Annotated in this window: 14 protein-coding genes; 7 read left to right on the top strand and 7 right to left on the bottom strand. The window is 46.7% G+C overall.

Annotation, left to right across the window (positions count from 1 at the left end; genetic code table 11):
• Nucleotides 1-26: 26 nt before the first annotated feature.
• The 4 genes from sppA to arsC form a co-directional block, all read right to left on the bottom strand.
• Nucleotides 27-1,967: a signal peptide peptidase SppA gene (sppA, locus tag VC28_RS08230; RefSeq protein WP_049630222.1), complete on the bottom strand. Its 1,941-nt coding sequence runs from the start codon at nt 1,965-1,967 to the stop codon at nt 27-29.
• A 114-nt stretch (nt 1,968-2,081) separates the two neighbouring features.
• Nucleotides 2,082-2,528 carry a DUF2069 domain-containing protein gene (locus VC28_RS08225; protein ID WP_049630221.1) on the bottom strand — a complete coding sequence of 149 codons (447 nt, stop codon included), beginning with the start codon at nt 2,526-2,528 and terminating at the stop codon, nt 2,082-2,084.
• A gap of 20 nt (nt 2,529-2,548) precedes the next feature.
• A complete protein-coding gene (wrbA, locus tag VC28_RS08220; protein ID WP_049630220.1) occupies nt 2,549-3,145 on the bottom strand; it encodes an NAD(P)H:quinone oxidoreductase in 597 nt (198 codons plus the stop codon).
• A gap of 138 nt (nt 3,146-3,283) precedes the next feature.
• Nucleotides 3,284-3,640, bottom strand: coding sequence for an arsenate reductase (glutaredoxin) (arsC, locus tag VC28_RS08215; protein ID WP_049630219.1), 357 nt, complete (start codon nt 3,638-3,640; stop codon nt 3,284-3,286).
• A gap of 78 nt (nt 3,641-3,718) precedes the next feature.
• Between arsC and VC28_RS08210 the strand changes: the two genes are divergently transcribed.
• From VC28_RS08210 to VC28_RS08190, 5 genes are all read left to right on the top strand, one after another.
• Nucleotides 3,719-5,011 carry a YihY family inner membrane protein gene (locus tag VC28_RS08210; protein ID WP_049630218.1) on the top strand — a complete coding sequence of 431 codons (1,293 nt, stop codon included), beginning with the start codon at nt 3,719-3,721 and terminating at the stop codon, nt 5,009-5,011.
• Between the two features lie 149 nt (nt 5,012-5,160).
• Nucleotides 5,161-5,526 (top strand): response regulator, encoded by a 366-nt coding sequence (locus VC28_RS08205; RefSeq protein ID WP_049630217.1) that lies wholly within the window; start codon nt 5,161-5,163, stop codon nt 5,524-5,526.
• A 77-nt stretch (nt 5,527-5,603) separates the two neighbouring features.
• Nucleotides 5,604-6,893 carry a valine--pyruvate transaminase gene (locus VC28_RS08200; RefSeq protein ID WP_049630216.1) on the top strand — a complete coding sequence of 430 codons (1,290 nt, stop codon included), beginning with the start codon at nt 5,604-5,606 and terminating at the stop codon, nt 6,891-6,893.
• A 69-nt stretch (nt 6,894-6,962) separates the two neighbouring features.
• Nucleotides 6,963-7,208: a TIGR02647 family protein gene (locus VC28_RS08195; RefSeq protein WP_049630215.1), complete on the top strand. Its 246-nt coding sequence runs from the start codon at nt 6,963-6,965 to the stop codon at nt 7,206-7,208.
• Nucleotides 7,209-7,309: 101 nt separating this feature from the next.
• Nucleotides 7,310-8,332, top strand: coding sequence for a DUF4380 domain-containing protein (locus tag VC28_RS08190; protein WP_053094172.1), 1,023 nt, complete (start codon nt 7,310-7,312; stop codon nt 8,330-8,332).
• An 18-nt stretch (nt 8,333-8,350) separates the two neighbouring features.
• Here the strand turns inward: VC28_RS08190 and VC28_RS08185 are convergent, their stop codons facing one another.
• Together VC28_RS08185 and VC28_RS08180 are read right to left on the bottom strand one after the other, a co-directional pair.
• Nucleotides 8,351-9,742 carry a GAF domain-containing protein gene (locus VC28_RS08185; RefSeq protein WP_049630214.1) on the bottom strand — a complete coding sequence of 464 codons (1,392 nt, stop codon included), beginning with the start codon at nt 9,740-9,742 and terminating at the stop codon, nt 8,351-8,353.
• Nucleotides 9,739-10,251, bottom strand: coding sequence for a hypothetical protein (locus VC28_RS08180; protein ID WP_049630213.1), 513 nt, complete (start codon nt 10,249-10,251; stop codon nt 9,739-9,741). The genes VC28_RS08185 and VC28_RS08180 overlap by 4 nt, the downstream gene beginning before the upstream one ends.
• A 399-nt stretch (nt 10,252-10,650) precedes the next feature.
• On the opposite strand from VC28_RS08180, the gene VC28_RS08175 reads away from it, so the two are divergent.
• Nucleotides 10,651-11,349, top strand: a complete 699-nt coding sequence (locus VC28_RS08175) for a hemerythrin domain-containing protein (protein ID WP_156184302.1) — start codon at nt 10,651-10,653, stop codon at nt 11,347-11,349.
• A 25-nt stretch (nt 11,350-11,374) separates the two neighbouring features.
• A complete protein-coding gene (locus tag VC28_RS08170; protein ID WP_049630211.1) occupies nt 11,375-11,755 on the top strand; it encodes a hypothetical protein in 381 nt (126 codons plus the stop codon).
• A 76-nt stretch (nt 11,756-11,831) separates the two neighbouring features.
• On the opposite strand, the gene VC28_RS08165 is transcribed toward VC28_RS08170, so the two are convergent.
• Nucleotides 11,832-12,668 carry an HDOD domain-containing protein gene (locus tag VC28_RS08165; protein WP_049630210.1) on the bottom strand — a complete coding sequence of 279 codons (837 nt, stop codon included), beginning with the start codon at nt 12,666-12,668 and terminating at the stop codon, nt 11,832-11,834.
• Nucleotides 12,669-12,683 lie beyond the last annotated feature (15 nt).

Here is a 12,683-nt window from a genome sequence, read left to right as displayed (position 1 = left end):
GAATCGATAATCTCTTGAAAACAAAATCAAGGCGCTACGCAATCCAAACACTGCACATAAATACCTTGCGGGTCATTCATTTTTTGCAGGTCACTGAGTGGCTTTAACGCTGGAGTCAGTGTGTTCAATAATTGCAGCGATGAAAAACTTTCCAGAAAAGATTGTGGCATCAGGCTGCCGGCTTGGCTTTCTGTCAGCGAGCGCAAAAATTCTTCTTTGGGTGAAAGCGGCCGCTGTGCAAATTCTACTGAGTAGCTGCTGAGGTTCGCCTCTTTCGCAATGGCGGCGATGACATCATTGAGCGTACCGAGTTCATCTACCAATCCAATTTCTTTGGCTTTGTTGCCCGTCCAGACATGGCCTTGTGCAATTGCATCTATCGCATCAACTTCCTGATTGCGTGCATCAGCGACAAGTGTAATAAAACGCTGGTAGACATTATCGACACCCAGTTGCACCACTTTGCTGGCTTTTTCCGTCAGTGGGCGATCCAGCCTTAACGTGCCCGCCAATTCGGTTGTGCCAACACCATCGGTATAAACGCCGATTTTTTCCAGCGATTTTTCCAGTGTCGGGAATGCACCGAATACACCGATTGACCCGGTGATGGTGGTCGGTTGCGCCCAAATTTTATCGCCTGCTGTCGCGATCCAGTAACCACCAGATGCGGCTACGGTTCCCATGGAAATGTAAATGGGAATATTTTTTTCACGCAATGCAATAATTTCCGAGCGGATAATTTCAGACGCAAATGCACTACCGCCGCCAGAATCAATACGAATAACCAATGCCTTTACGGCTTTGTCATCTCTCACCTGGCGCAGCAGTTCCAACATGCTTTCACTGCCGATGCTGCCATCGGGTTGATAGCCATCCACAATTGCGCCGGATGCAACAACAACGGCAATTTTATTCGGTTCCAGTGAAGGCATTTTGCGAATGTTGGCCAGATAGCTTTTGATGCCTACGCCGTTATACCAATTGCCTTCGCTGCTTTTGCCTGCAGCGTCTATCAGGGCTTGTTCCATTTCCTGACGCGATGCCACTTTATCCACCAATGCTTTTTCCAATGCGAGTTTGGCGCTATCACCGGCAGTGAGTGCCAGATGCGCATCAGCATTATTGACATAATCGTTAATACTGCCGGGCGGCAAGCGGCGCAGGCTCTCAATCTTTTGAGTGTAACCAGACCAGAGTTCATTAATCCATTGTGCATTGTGCTCGCGCGATTCAGCAGACATATCGTCGCGCAAGTAAGGTTCCAGATAATCTTTATATTTACCCGAACGAAACGCGTGAATCGTAACTCCCAATTTATCTAGCGCGGTTTTGTAGTAATTCATGTAACGGCTGTAGCCGGTAATTTCAACCATCCCCATATTGTGCAGATAAATTTCGTCCGCGAAGCTGGCCAGATAATATTGGTCTTGTGAATAATGATCGCTAACTGCAATGATTTTTTTTCCGGCCTGTTTGAAATTTTCCAAGGCTTGGCCAATTTCGTTCATCTTGCTGATGCCGCCACCGAGCAAGCGGCCGGGCTCTAGCACGATCATAGTCACGCGCTTATCAGTCGATGCTTTGTTGATTGCTTCGACAAGATCGCTTACGCGGGTTTCGGCTTCTTCTGGATCGTCATCAGATAACAAAATACTGGCAGGGTCGATGTAGCTGCGTTGGTCAACCAGCAAACCTGTTGGTGCTACACGCAATGCAAAACTGTCAGGCAAGGGCGGCGGTGCACTTGAGCTGATGGCGACAATAAAAATGATCAGCACAATAATAAACAAGGTATTCAACAGCGTGTTACGCAGCCAGGTAATCCCTGCACCCATACCACTCAAAAAACGCCGGAATGCTCCCGGCTTTTTATTGTTGGTAACCTGGGTGGGGCGCACTGGCGGTGGCGTGCCAGCAGGTGTTGTAGGTGCGGAAGCGATTGGCGGTTCGTAGTGATTCACAGACACACTATTTTCCTTTTGAAAATTACAGCTGAGTAAAAATTACGGCTGAATAAAGTACGGATAAAAAAGCTGATTAAAAAATCTATTAAACAGTCACACTAAAAGCGCACTAAAAAATTACGCTTGTTTGGTGGATAAATAGTAATTCCAGTATTGCAGCCAACGGCTTGTCATCATTGCGCCAATAAACAAACTGCAAACTAATAATGTGATCAGCCAATAGGAAATGCTCCAACTGCCCATCAACAATGGAATAATCCCGACAAAATACATAAGCGACACAAAACACAGCCAGCTATACGTGCGATGGGTAGGTTTGCGCAGCAGCGGGATGAAAATCAGCAACGGAAACATCTGGAACAGCCAGAAAACAAAATTGCTTTTTTCGCTGGTAAGATTGAGCAGTGTAAAAATCACTAACAATCCACCAAAGCTAACTAGTGTAATTGCTTTTCCCGTGCGTAATTTTTTTTGAAGCAGTACTGCGTCTTCATCGGTAATGACAATCACCTTCTTGGATTTTTCGTTGAGTTGTTGATCATCATGTTCAGGTGTGTGAGTCATAAAAAAACCTTGTGAATCAATTAAGAATGCAGTTGCAGGGCAAGGGTTGCGACACGTTTACCCAATGCCTGGCAAAGCGCAATTTCATCGTTGCTCAATTTGCTTGGGGTATCGCCGCTGGCTAAATGCGAGGCTCCATAGGGCGTGCCTCCTGTGCGAGTACTGCTGACAGCGGGCTCGCTGTAGGGAATTCCGGCGATCACCATACCCTGATGCAGTAACGGCAGCATCATGGAAAGCAGTGTGGATTCTTGTCCGCCGTGCAATGTTGAAGTAGATGTGAATACTGCCGCTGGTTTGTTGATTAAATTGCCGTTTAACCAAATGCCACTGGTGCCATCGAGAAAATATTTCATCGGTGCAGCCATATTGCCAAAGCGCGTAGGGCTGCCAAGAATCAAGCCAGCGCAATGTTTTACATCATCTTCAGTGCAATAAAGTGCACCGCTGGTGGGGATTGCAGGCTCAGTCGCTTCGGTAACCGGGGACACCGCCGGAACTGTGCGCAAGCGCGCTTCAATACCCGTGACTTGCTCAACACCGCGGGCAATCTGTTTTGCCATTTCAAAGGTGGAACCATTGCGGCTGTAATACAAAATTAAAATATAAGGCGTCATAGAAATATCGTTCATTCAATGTGATAAGAATCAATCATCACTCTGATCGGTATGCGAGACACGCCGTGAATACATCCATGTAGGCTCGACTGCGGCATCCATGCCGCAGACGGTCTCGCATACCGATCAGAGTGACAATTAATTCTTACTATTAATAATCTGTAAAACGTTTTCGGGCGGACGTCCGATCACTGCTTTATCGTCATTGACCGCAATGGGGCGCTCAATCAATTTCGGGTTTTCTACCATTGCCTTGATTAACGCGGCTTCACTGAGTGATTCATCCGCAAGGTTTAACGTTTTGTAAACCTCTTCCCCTTTGCGCAACAACTCGCGCGCGCTAATTCCCAGCACGGCCAGCAACGCTTTTAATGTTTTGCTGGTGGGCGGTGTTTCCAAATACAGGATGACCTCAGGCTCATGCCCATGTTCGCGCAATAAGGCCAATGCCTCGCGCGATTTTGAGCAACGGGGGTTGTGATAAAGTGTGATCATAGGTGTCTCTATTTCATATTCAAATGCGTGCAGCCGATTATAACGGTTGCGCCCTGACTTGGTTTAAGGATTTACGCTATGCCCTTGTTGCACGTCCGGCTCCTGTCTATTCATGATCACTTGCGCCGCTATTATCGTTGGCTGCGAGGATTTTTTTGTTTGATGGTGAGGCAATATCAAACCAAGGAATGCCAGAAAAGTGCCGCATCGCTCACGTATGTCACGCTCTTTGCAACTGTCCCTATGATGACCGTGACTTATTCCATGTTCTCGATCATCCCGGCATTCCAAAATCTTGGCGATGAACTCCAAGCCTTGTTGTTCCAGCATTTTTTACCTAACAGCCAGCAAGAGTTAGGCAGCTATCTCACCACATTTTCCGAGCAGGCCCGGCAGCTGACGTTATTCGGGCTGCTGTTTTTGCTGGTTTCTGCCTATTTGATGCTCAAGAACATCGAGCAAAACTTCAATTCAATTTGGGGGGTATCGCGCGGGCGGCGTGGGGTGGCGAATTTTTTACTCTACTGGGCGATATTAAGTCTGGGGCCTTTGTTGTTAGGTGCAGCGCTGGTGATGAGCACTTACCTTGCTTCGTTGCGTTTACTTATGGGGACTTACGACAGTACGGGTGTAGTTGAGTGGGTATTCCAATTGGCTCCCTGGTTCCTGACCTGGGCGGCCTTCACGCTCCTGTTTGTTGCTGTGCCCAATTGCAAGGTATCTGTCAGGCACGCCTTGATTGGCGGCTTGGTGACAACGCTCGGCTTTCAGGGATTAAAGGCGATATTTGGCTGGATCGTCGGCCACTCGTCTTTTACATCTGTCTATGGTGCCTTTGCGGCGCTACCGCTTTTTATGCTCTGGGTTAACCTGATTTGGACTATGGTGCTCGGTGGGGCTGTGTTTGTGCATACCATCAGTGCCCACCAAATAGACCTGAGGGATCGCAATTATCCCGATTTGCTGGCGAGCCTGCTTGTGCTCTGGCGCTGTTACAGTGCATCGATCAATGGCACTGCGGTACCTGAGCGCGAGTTGTTGCATCAGGGGCTGGCGGCAGAGCAGTGGTTGCGGATCCGCGATGCTTTGGTGAAACACAGAGTGATCAGTGCCAACTATCAAGGGCACTATTTGCTCAGTAAGAACCTTGACCACCTGACGATCCAGCAGCTCGCTGACATTCTTGGTTTGCCGCACCAATTACCACAAGAACGCGCCCATCTGGCTAAATTACCTTGGGGTACAGAGGCAATTGAGCTGTTGGGGCAGGTGGACACGACCAAAGCAGCGATACTGAACCGTAAGGTGAGTGACTTATTCAGCGCTGCAGAAGATCCGGGTGCGGCAAATCTGCATAAGATCAAAATTTGATCTGCCGCAATGATTCTATCGAATAAATAAATGAATCAAGCGCAAAGGAGGGTAAAAAAACTTCGTGGCTCAAAAACCCTGACTATACTCATCGATAACTGTGATCAACGGATGCGGTTTGCGTCCATTACTGAGAATAATCTGTTTTCATGGCGACACCACTGCTTATTTGTGATGATTCTATGATGGCGCGCAAACAAGTCGCGCGCTCCCTGCCAGAAGGTTGGGATGTTGATATCACCTTCGCGACCAACGGTGCCGAGGGCTTGCAGGCTATCCGCGAAGGCAAGGGCGAAATGGTGTTTCTCGACCTGACAATGCCTGAGATGGATGGCTACCAAGTACTGGAAGCGGTAAAAGCAGAAGGGCTTGATGCGATGATCATCGTCATTTCTGGTGATATCCAACCGACTGCCCATGCCCGTGTTACCCAATTAGGCGCAATGGACTTTATCCAGAAGCCGGTCAATCCAGAAAAGTTGTCAGAAACCCTGAAGAAGTTTGGCCTGATTTAATCGCGCTAGTGTTTTGTTGCTGTACCCGCTAGATTGCGCGCCACTGGCTATTTGCCTCCACAATCTGGTTTTTCTCCATGCAATTGTTTCCTCCCCAGCAATCGTCCCCGCTTCAATTATCGCGCTTTGGTAAAAAACTTTGCACAGAGGCGGGCATTGTCTCGCTGATGGACGATTTAGGCGAAGCCCTGCGCGTTAATCCCGATATGATTTTTATGGGTGGCGGTAATCCGGCACGTATTCCGGCGATGGAGCAGGTATTTGAAGATGCCTTACGTGCAACCCTGGCGAGCCCTCAGGAAACTCATCAGTTACTGGGGCTTTATCAGCCCCCTCAGGGCGATGCGCAATTATTGGATTCACTGGCCGGGTTGTTAGCCAATGAATATGGTTGGCCAATTACGCGCGCGAATATTGCGTTGGCCAACGGCAGCCAATCGGCTTTTTTTGTGCTGTTTAATTTGTTTGCGGGGGAATATCCCGACGGCAGCATCAAACGTATTCAGCTGCCGCTCACGCCGGAATACTTGGGCTATAGCGATCAAGGTATCCATCCCGATTTTTTTACCGCTACCCGTCCCAGTATTGAAATGTTGCCTAATGGTTTTTTCAAATACCATGTGGATTTTTCGCAACTAACAATCACCTCTGAAACCGGTGCGCTGTGTGTATCCCGCCCGACTAACCCCACGGGCAATGTCATCAGCGACGATGAGTTACTTAAACTGGATACCCTGGCGCGCGAACACAAAATTCCATTTATTGTGGATGGTGCTTACGGCACACCATTCCCCAATATCCTGTTTACCGATGCGCAGCCCCATTGGAATGACAATACGATTTTGGTGTTGAGCTTGTCCAAATTGGGATTGCCTGGTGCGCGCACAGGCATCGTGATTGCAGCCCCTGAAATTATCGATGCATTTGCCAAAGCCAATACGATTTTAAGTCTGGCGACCGGAAATTTTGGCCCTGCTATCGCGCGGCATTTGTTGGAAGATGGAAAAATTTTACAGTTAGGGCGCACAATCGTTGCGCCGTTTTATCGCGCACGCATGGAACATGCTGTGGCTACCTTTAAGCAGCACCTGAGTGATTTGCCGTGTTATATCCACAAACCAGAAGGGGCGATTTTTTTATGGTTGTGGTTTAAGGGGCTACCGATTAGCAGCGAAGCGCTATATCAGCGCTTAAAAGCGCGCGGTGTATTGGTGGTGTCTGGTCATCATTTCTTTCCCGGGCTTGCAGATGATTGGCAGCACAAACATGAATGCATTCGTGTGACTTACTGTCAGGATGCCGCTACGGTAGAGCAGGGAGCTGCTATTATTGCTGATGAAGTGCGACATGTTTTCCGTAATCAATAATTTTTCATAAACCAATAGCGTGTCATTCATCAATAACTTTTTATTTATTAATAATAATGGAGCAACAAAATGCCACTATCGCCTGAAATTGTTACTGAAATGCAAGTCCTGCGTATGTTTGATACCAGCACTAACCAATCTGGTTTGAAAGTTCACTCTGATGCCTCACCCGATATCATTAATGCCACTCGCCGCTTGCATGAAAAACAATTGATTAGCCAGATCGATGGCGGATACTTGACTCCTTTGGGTTACGAATGTTCTGTGCATCTGCAACAGGTTTTACAGATTTTGAATTCAAAACCTTTACTTTAATACGCAGTTTTTTCCGCTTTTAATCGCCTTAATCCTGACAAATACAGAAGAGATCAAACATGACTAAAGCCCACTCTTTTTTACAAAGGATGATTTTATTTATGTCGTTCTCTTTACCTGTGTGTAATGTTGCAATTGCAGCGCAAGATGCTGAAGTAACCCGCATTACACTGGGCAATAATACGATTGCGGCAGAAATAACGCCTGACATAGGTGGCCGTGTGTTGTCTGTTAACCTGCAAGGGCAGCCCAATTTTTTGCTTGTAGGCGATGCAGTGAAAACAATGCCCAACCCACCCGTATCGCCCAAGTCTTATAACATTGGTTATATGGGGCATGAGGTATGGTTGGGGCCGCAGAGCCAGTGGTGGCAACATCAATTGCTGAACGATGAACGGCGCACCGCAAAAGCAATATGGCCGCCCGATCCCTATTTGGTGTTGACCAAAAATCAATTAGTGGAACAGACAGCACAGCAGGTCACCATGCTGGGTTCCAATAGCCCGATATCGGGTGTTTCCCTTCAAAAACAATTTGCGTTAATGGATGGAAAACCTAACCAGCTGCAATTAAATGTGAGCGCCAAAAATATCCGTGATACTCAAGTGGCGTGGGATATCTGGTTCAATACACGTGTTCCCCACACTACGTTTGTCTATGTTCCGGTTGCTACGTTGGATGATGTTCGGGTTGAACATTTTATTGACGCGACCTATGGCCGCTTGGCACACGATTACCGCGATGGATTTTTTTCATTAAAAAATGACGCGTCTGAACAAAAAGGCCGCAGGGGCAAAGTGTTTATCCAGCCTGCACAAGGTTGGTTGGCGGCATTCCGTGATCAGCAAGTGTTGCTGATTACTTTTGCATTGCAGCCTAAAAGCGCAATTCATCCAGAGCAGGGGCAGGTGGAGTTATATCAGGAGTTTTTAAACGAGCGGCCTGAGCAGGGTTTATTGGAGCTGGAAGTGCATGCCCCTTATAAAACACTCAAGCCACAAGAAAGCATGTCAGCAAGTGAAACCTGGATTCTGTTGCCTTATTCGGGCGAGCATAACCAACAAGCTCATCACGCATTTTTACAAGCACTGGCGCAAGCCAACACATTGCCCGCATCACGCTGATGTTCGGGTGCGGAAAATTTAAAGGCTATCCACTTCAATCAGGGTGAGCGGTGTATTCAGGTTCAGTGTAAAAGCACCGCGCCCGGCTTTTTCCAAACGCATAAAACTGCAGCGCTCTTCCAAACGGCGGCGCAATAAAATTAATCTTGCTTCAAGATTGTCATCAATGTCAGGTAGTTTTAAATGCGGGTCAAGGCGCAACTCACGATTACTAAAATGACAGCGTCCTTCATGAGTATGCAACTGTAATAAACGCCATAAAATGGCACCCGCAATCCCTTTTATTAAATAATCCTGATCAAGAAAAATGCTGTGGTTTTGCCGGTAGTAACGAATCAACACCGGCGTTTGCGGACGAATGTGTGTCTGATTGGATTCTTTTGCCGATGCAGCAGTAATTTTTTGATCAGAGTTGTGGTTGTCAGAATCACCACGATAAATATTCAAACATTCAGACGCTTGTAGTTTTACGATCATCTGGCCTAAAAACAAGGCAAGACAGGCAAGCATATCCTCATGGTCGTAGTGAAAAAATTCATCTTTAGGGCTCTCCGCGTAGATAATCCCCAATAACTTGTCTTTATCTAAAATCGGCATGGCAAGCTGGCTGCGGGGCAGCTTTAATCCGGGAAATGCAATATGTGTTTCCAGTCCTGTAGTGTCTTGTTCGTGTTGTAAATAATCGCGCATCGCTTGTACATAGGTGTACTCCATCGCCACATGCGTAATGCGAATCGGGGTGCGATATTGTGCGGCTGTGCCTATGATTCCATAACCTATTGGCACTTCTGCGCCTATTCCTGATTGTGAGTAACCGCGTGTGTCCAACGTGTACAGTTTTTTTCCTGTTCCATCGGCTAGCAATAACATGGCGTATTCGATTTGAAGTTGTTGCGAAAGCGAATTCATACAGCATTCAAATAATTCGGCCATGTCTTGTGCGCGGCTCATTGCGCAAAAGGCTTCACGCAAATAAAGTTGTGATTGGCGAGCCGGCGGCAATACCGGTTTTTGCATTCCGGGAACGGCTTCTATATCCATCACCTGATAGACATCAGCACCTTGCAGATGGAATACATTTTCCATTCCCGAGCTGCTGGCAATGCCGGCAAGGCGTGCTTTCATACTTTCAAACAACGGGCCGGATGTTTCTGTGTGGCGATAGAGCAGCGCGAGGCGATACATTGCGGCGGTTTGTAGATCAATCACCAGCAGGGTTGCCTGGGGGTTGGCTAAAATATTTAGTCGTGTCTTATTAAAAAATTGAAATGTCAGCGCAACATGATTCGGATTAACGTAGTGTACTTGCGATACATAGGTAATATTTGGCGTGCCATCAGCACCGCAAGTAGCAAGCATGGATGGCAATAAACCCTCCAGACAAATCCGGATTTGATCTAGCCTTATCATGAGCCAAACGCCAAGGCTTTGCCCGCATCCGGCCCCGGGCTTTGTTCAAATAGTGCGACGGGTGTAAAACTGATAGCAGCCACATCATCAGGAGAGTAGTGATGAAAGGCATGGGCGAATTCGCGCGGATAACCAATAGATGCCAGATTGTCGGCAAACCCCCGAATACATTGATCAATCAAGGCGATATCCCCATCCTGAATGTCACTTTGGTGCGTATTTTTTCCTTTTATTTGCAGTGTCCTGTGGCTCGACGGCTGACTGAAAACAACTGCAATTTCGGCGCTGGCTTTAATATCGAGCAACAATTGCAAGGCTTGGGATTTCACCACAATAATACGCAACTGATTACGCGAGTCATTAACCGCACAGGCTAACACCCGGCAGATTGAGGGAATAAAACGGCCATCGCGTGAGCTTGCGGTAATAGACAAACCAGAGCAAATAAATGCTGCCTGCTCTTCGGACAGGCTGCGGTAGGTATTGTTGGGCAAGTCAGGTCTATCCATTTATGTCTATCCGATAATCACTATTTTTGTGCGGCTACACGTCTTTCTATTAATTATTAAGATCGTCTGAATAGTGGTAAGACTATCTGAAGTCTATTGATGCCAGATAATATGTATCTGGCGCAAGTGCTTTAGCGAGAGTAAAGATCATATTCCTGTTAGCAAACATGCTCAATCAATCCCATTCTAAAAACACAATTTATTACAGATTCTCCTGCAATATGAAGGCACTCTGGCATTGCTGTTTAGGGAATTTTTAGGAAACTGTTATGAATGATTTAGGAAGTGAGTGGTAATCAGTTTGTTAATATGACCTCATTGCCGGATAACGCAATAAACACCCCCATTTCGTAAACCACTTATTCACAGCGAATACAGACTCAATGGAACCTGAGGTTAATGATGAAAGATCCCCGTTATAATATTTATACGCTGATCCATAAAGGACTGCGTGCCAGTCTATGCCAACAGTTAGTGGAATTAGGGCGACTTGATGACACTGATACTGATTCTGTTACTCAACAGCTTAATGCTTGCGAGCATTTATTACAGTTTTGCCTTGATCATTTAGCGCATGAAAACCAATTTATTCATGCTGCGATAAATGATTTGCATAAAATTCCGCTCCAGACTGAAATCGATCATGTGCAGCATGAGCGTGAAATCGCCACGTTGCGTCAAGATATCGCGCTCATTAAAAAGTTGCCTTCACTGCGTAGACGACAAGCACTGTTAGAATTTTATGCCGATTTTTCGCTGTTCGTTGCTGATAATTTCATGCATATGAATCAGGAAGAAACCTACAATGCTGAATTGCTATGGGAACATTTTAGTGATGCGCAAATTCATGATATTCATCAGCGTTTGGTTGCGTCGTTAACACCGGAAGAAAATTTGCAATCATTAATGATGATGTTGCCAAACATTACCCATAGTGAGCGTGTAGAGGTTTTATCGTCTGTTGCCAAAGCGGCACCTGAAGGTGCGGTGGCTATGTTGGTGACTATGCTGAAGCCGCTTATTAATGAGCGCGAATGGAAAAAACTCAATCAAACTTTAGTAGATGAACGGCTTCCCGCAGAAGCCGCGATTTTATAATGTTGTCATAAACGTGGAGCTTACAATGGATAGGAAGTTTGCAATTACTGGATTTATTTACGCAGTATTGGGAATACTGTTGGGAATTGTGATGGCAGCAACCCACAATCACAGCCAGTTGGTTACCCATGCGCACATTATGTTACTGGGTTTTGTAGTGACATTTATTTATGCGCTGTGTCATAAATTATGGCTGACGAACGGACACGGTATTTTGGCGCGCGTGCAATTTTATCTGCATCAGGTTGGTGTGCTCGCGATGCTTTCCGGGTTATTTCTTCTGTACGGAAAATTTGCTTCGGGCGAACAACTTGAGCCTTTGTTGAGTGGAGGTTCACTGTTGGTTTTGGTGGCATTAATCGCGATGGTGTATTTGTTTATCCGTTCGGATGCAACGCGCGCTTGAGTGATATTGCAATACAAAAAAGAAAATAATGGGCAGGCGGTTGGAACCGCCTGCCCATATTTTTATTACATTTCGTTTACAGCAACAATGACATCGCCGCTTCCATCTCGCCACTCAAATCTTCAGATTCACTAATGTGCATATTAGGGTCAAGTTTGAGCCGGTCAAAGGCTTTTACTTTGTTGTAATCCACTTTGCCCATCGGGGAATCTGTGCCCAAATAGCTTTGCAGCATAGCCACTGTGACGATATCGCCATAATCAGCTTTTGGTACATCACGCGTGAAATTGATGTGTTGCGAAGGAATATGCGCAATTTCTTCGGGAAAGCCCCAGGTTTTCAAAATCAAATCGCCAACCGGTGCGTGCAATTGGTCAATAACAGCATCGAGTGTCAGGCTGTCTTTGAGTAATGCCGGGTGGTCTTCTGCGTAAGTCAGGATTGGCAAAACCCCGATCTTATGCACCAAGCCTGCGAGGGTTGCCTGATCCGGACGCAGGCGCGTGTAATGTTTGCACAATACATGGCTAATGCCTGCGACTTCACTGGAGCGGCTCCAGACATCACGCATGCGCATATCGACTAAATCGGATGTCGCCTGAAACATTTGTTCCATCGCCAAACCTGTCGCGATATTGCAGGTGTACTGAATGCCCAAGCGCATAAGCGCGGTACGTAAATCTTCAATCGCGCGGCTGGCGCGTAAAAGCGGGCTGTTGGCAACGCGAATAATCCGCGCACTCAATGCAGCATCATTGCCAATTACAGTGGTTAATTTTTCAATATCGGCATCGGGATCATCGGCGACTTCCCTGACCTTTAGGGCAACCTCCGGCAAGGTGGGTAATACAAGCTGATCGTTTTTGATCGCTGTGATGATTTCCTGGCGGACTTTCTCAACAATGGGGTTCATTCTTGATCCTACATA

Origin of the sequence: Cellvibrio sp. pealriver (genome assembly GCF_001183545.1) — a bacterium.
In the GTDB taxonomy this organism is placed as follows: domain Bacteria; phylum Pseudomonadota; class Gammaproteobacteria; order Pseudomonadales; family Cellvibrionaceae; genus Cellvibrio.
This window is presented reverse-complemented; position numbering and strand designations above follow the sequence as displayed.

Excerpts from the sequence above, each read along its gene's own strand:
- VC28_RS08225 (WP_049630221.1), bottom strand. The coding sequence starts at position 2,528 with ATGACTCACACACCTGAACATGATGATCAACAACTCAACGAAAAATCC.
- wrbA (WP_049630220.1), bottom strand. The coding sequence starts at position 3,145 with ATGACGCCTTATATTTTAATTTTGTATTACAGCCGCAATGGTTCCACC.
- arsC (WP_049630219.1), bottom strand. The coding sequence starts at position 3,640 with ATGATCACACTTTATCACAACCCCCGTTGCTCAAAATCGCGCGAGGCA.
- VC28_RS08210 (WP_049630218.1), top strand. The coding sequence starts at position 3,719 with ATGCCCTTGTTGCACGTCCGGCTCCTGTCTATTCATGATCACTTGCGC.
- VC28_RS08205 (WP_049630217.1), top strand. The coding sequence starts at position 5,161 with ATGGCGACACCACTGCTTATTTGTGATGATTCTATGATGGCGCGCAAA.
- VC28_RS08200 (WP_049630216.1), top strand. The coding sequence starts at position 5,604 with ATGCAATTGTTTCCTCCCCAGCAATCGTCCCCGCTTCAATTATCGCGC.
- VC28_RS08195 (WP_049630215.1), top strand. The coding sequence starts at position 6,963 with ATGCCACTATCGCCTGAAATTGTTACTGAAATGCAAGTCCTGCGTATG.
- VC28_RS08190 (WP_053094172.1), top strand. The coding sequence starts at position 7,310 with ATGTCGTTCTCTTTACCTGTGTGTAATGTTGCAATTGCAGCGCAAGAT.
- VC28_RS08185 (WP_049630214.1), bottom strand. The coding sequence starts at position 9,742 with ATGATAAGGCTAGATCAAATCCGGATTTGTCTGGAGGGTTTATTGCCA.
- VC28_RS08180 (WP_049630213.1), bottom strand. The coding sequence starts at position 10,251 with ATGGATAGACCTGACTTGCCCAACAATACCTACCGCAGCCTGTCCGAA.
- VC28_RS08175 (WP_156184302.1), top strand. The coding sequence starts at position 10,651 with ATGATGAAAGATCCCCGTTATAATATTTATACGCTGATCCATAAAGGA.
- VC28_RS08170 (WP_049630211.1), top strand. The coding sequence starts at position 11,375 with ATGGATAGGAAGTTTGCAATTACTGGATTTATTTACGCAGTATTGGGA.
- VC28_RS08165 (WP_049630210.1), bottom strand. The coding sequence starts at position 12,668 with ATGAACCCCATTGTTGAGAAAGTCCGCCAGGAAATCATCACAGCGATC.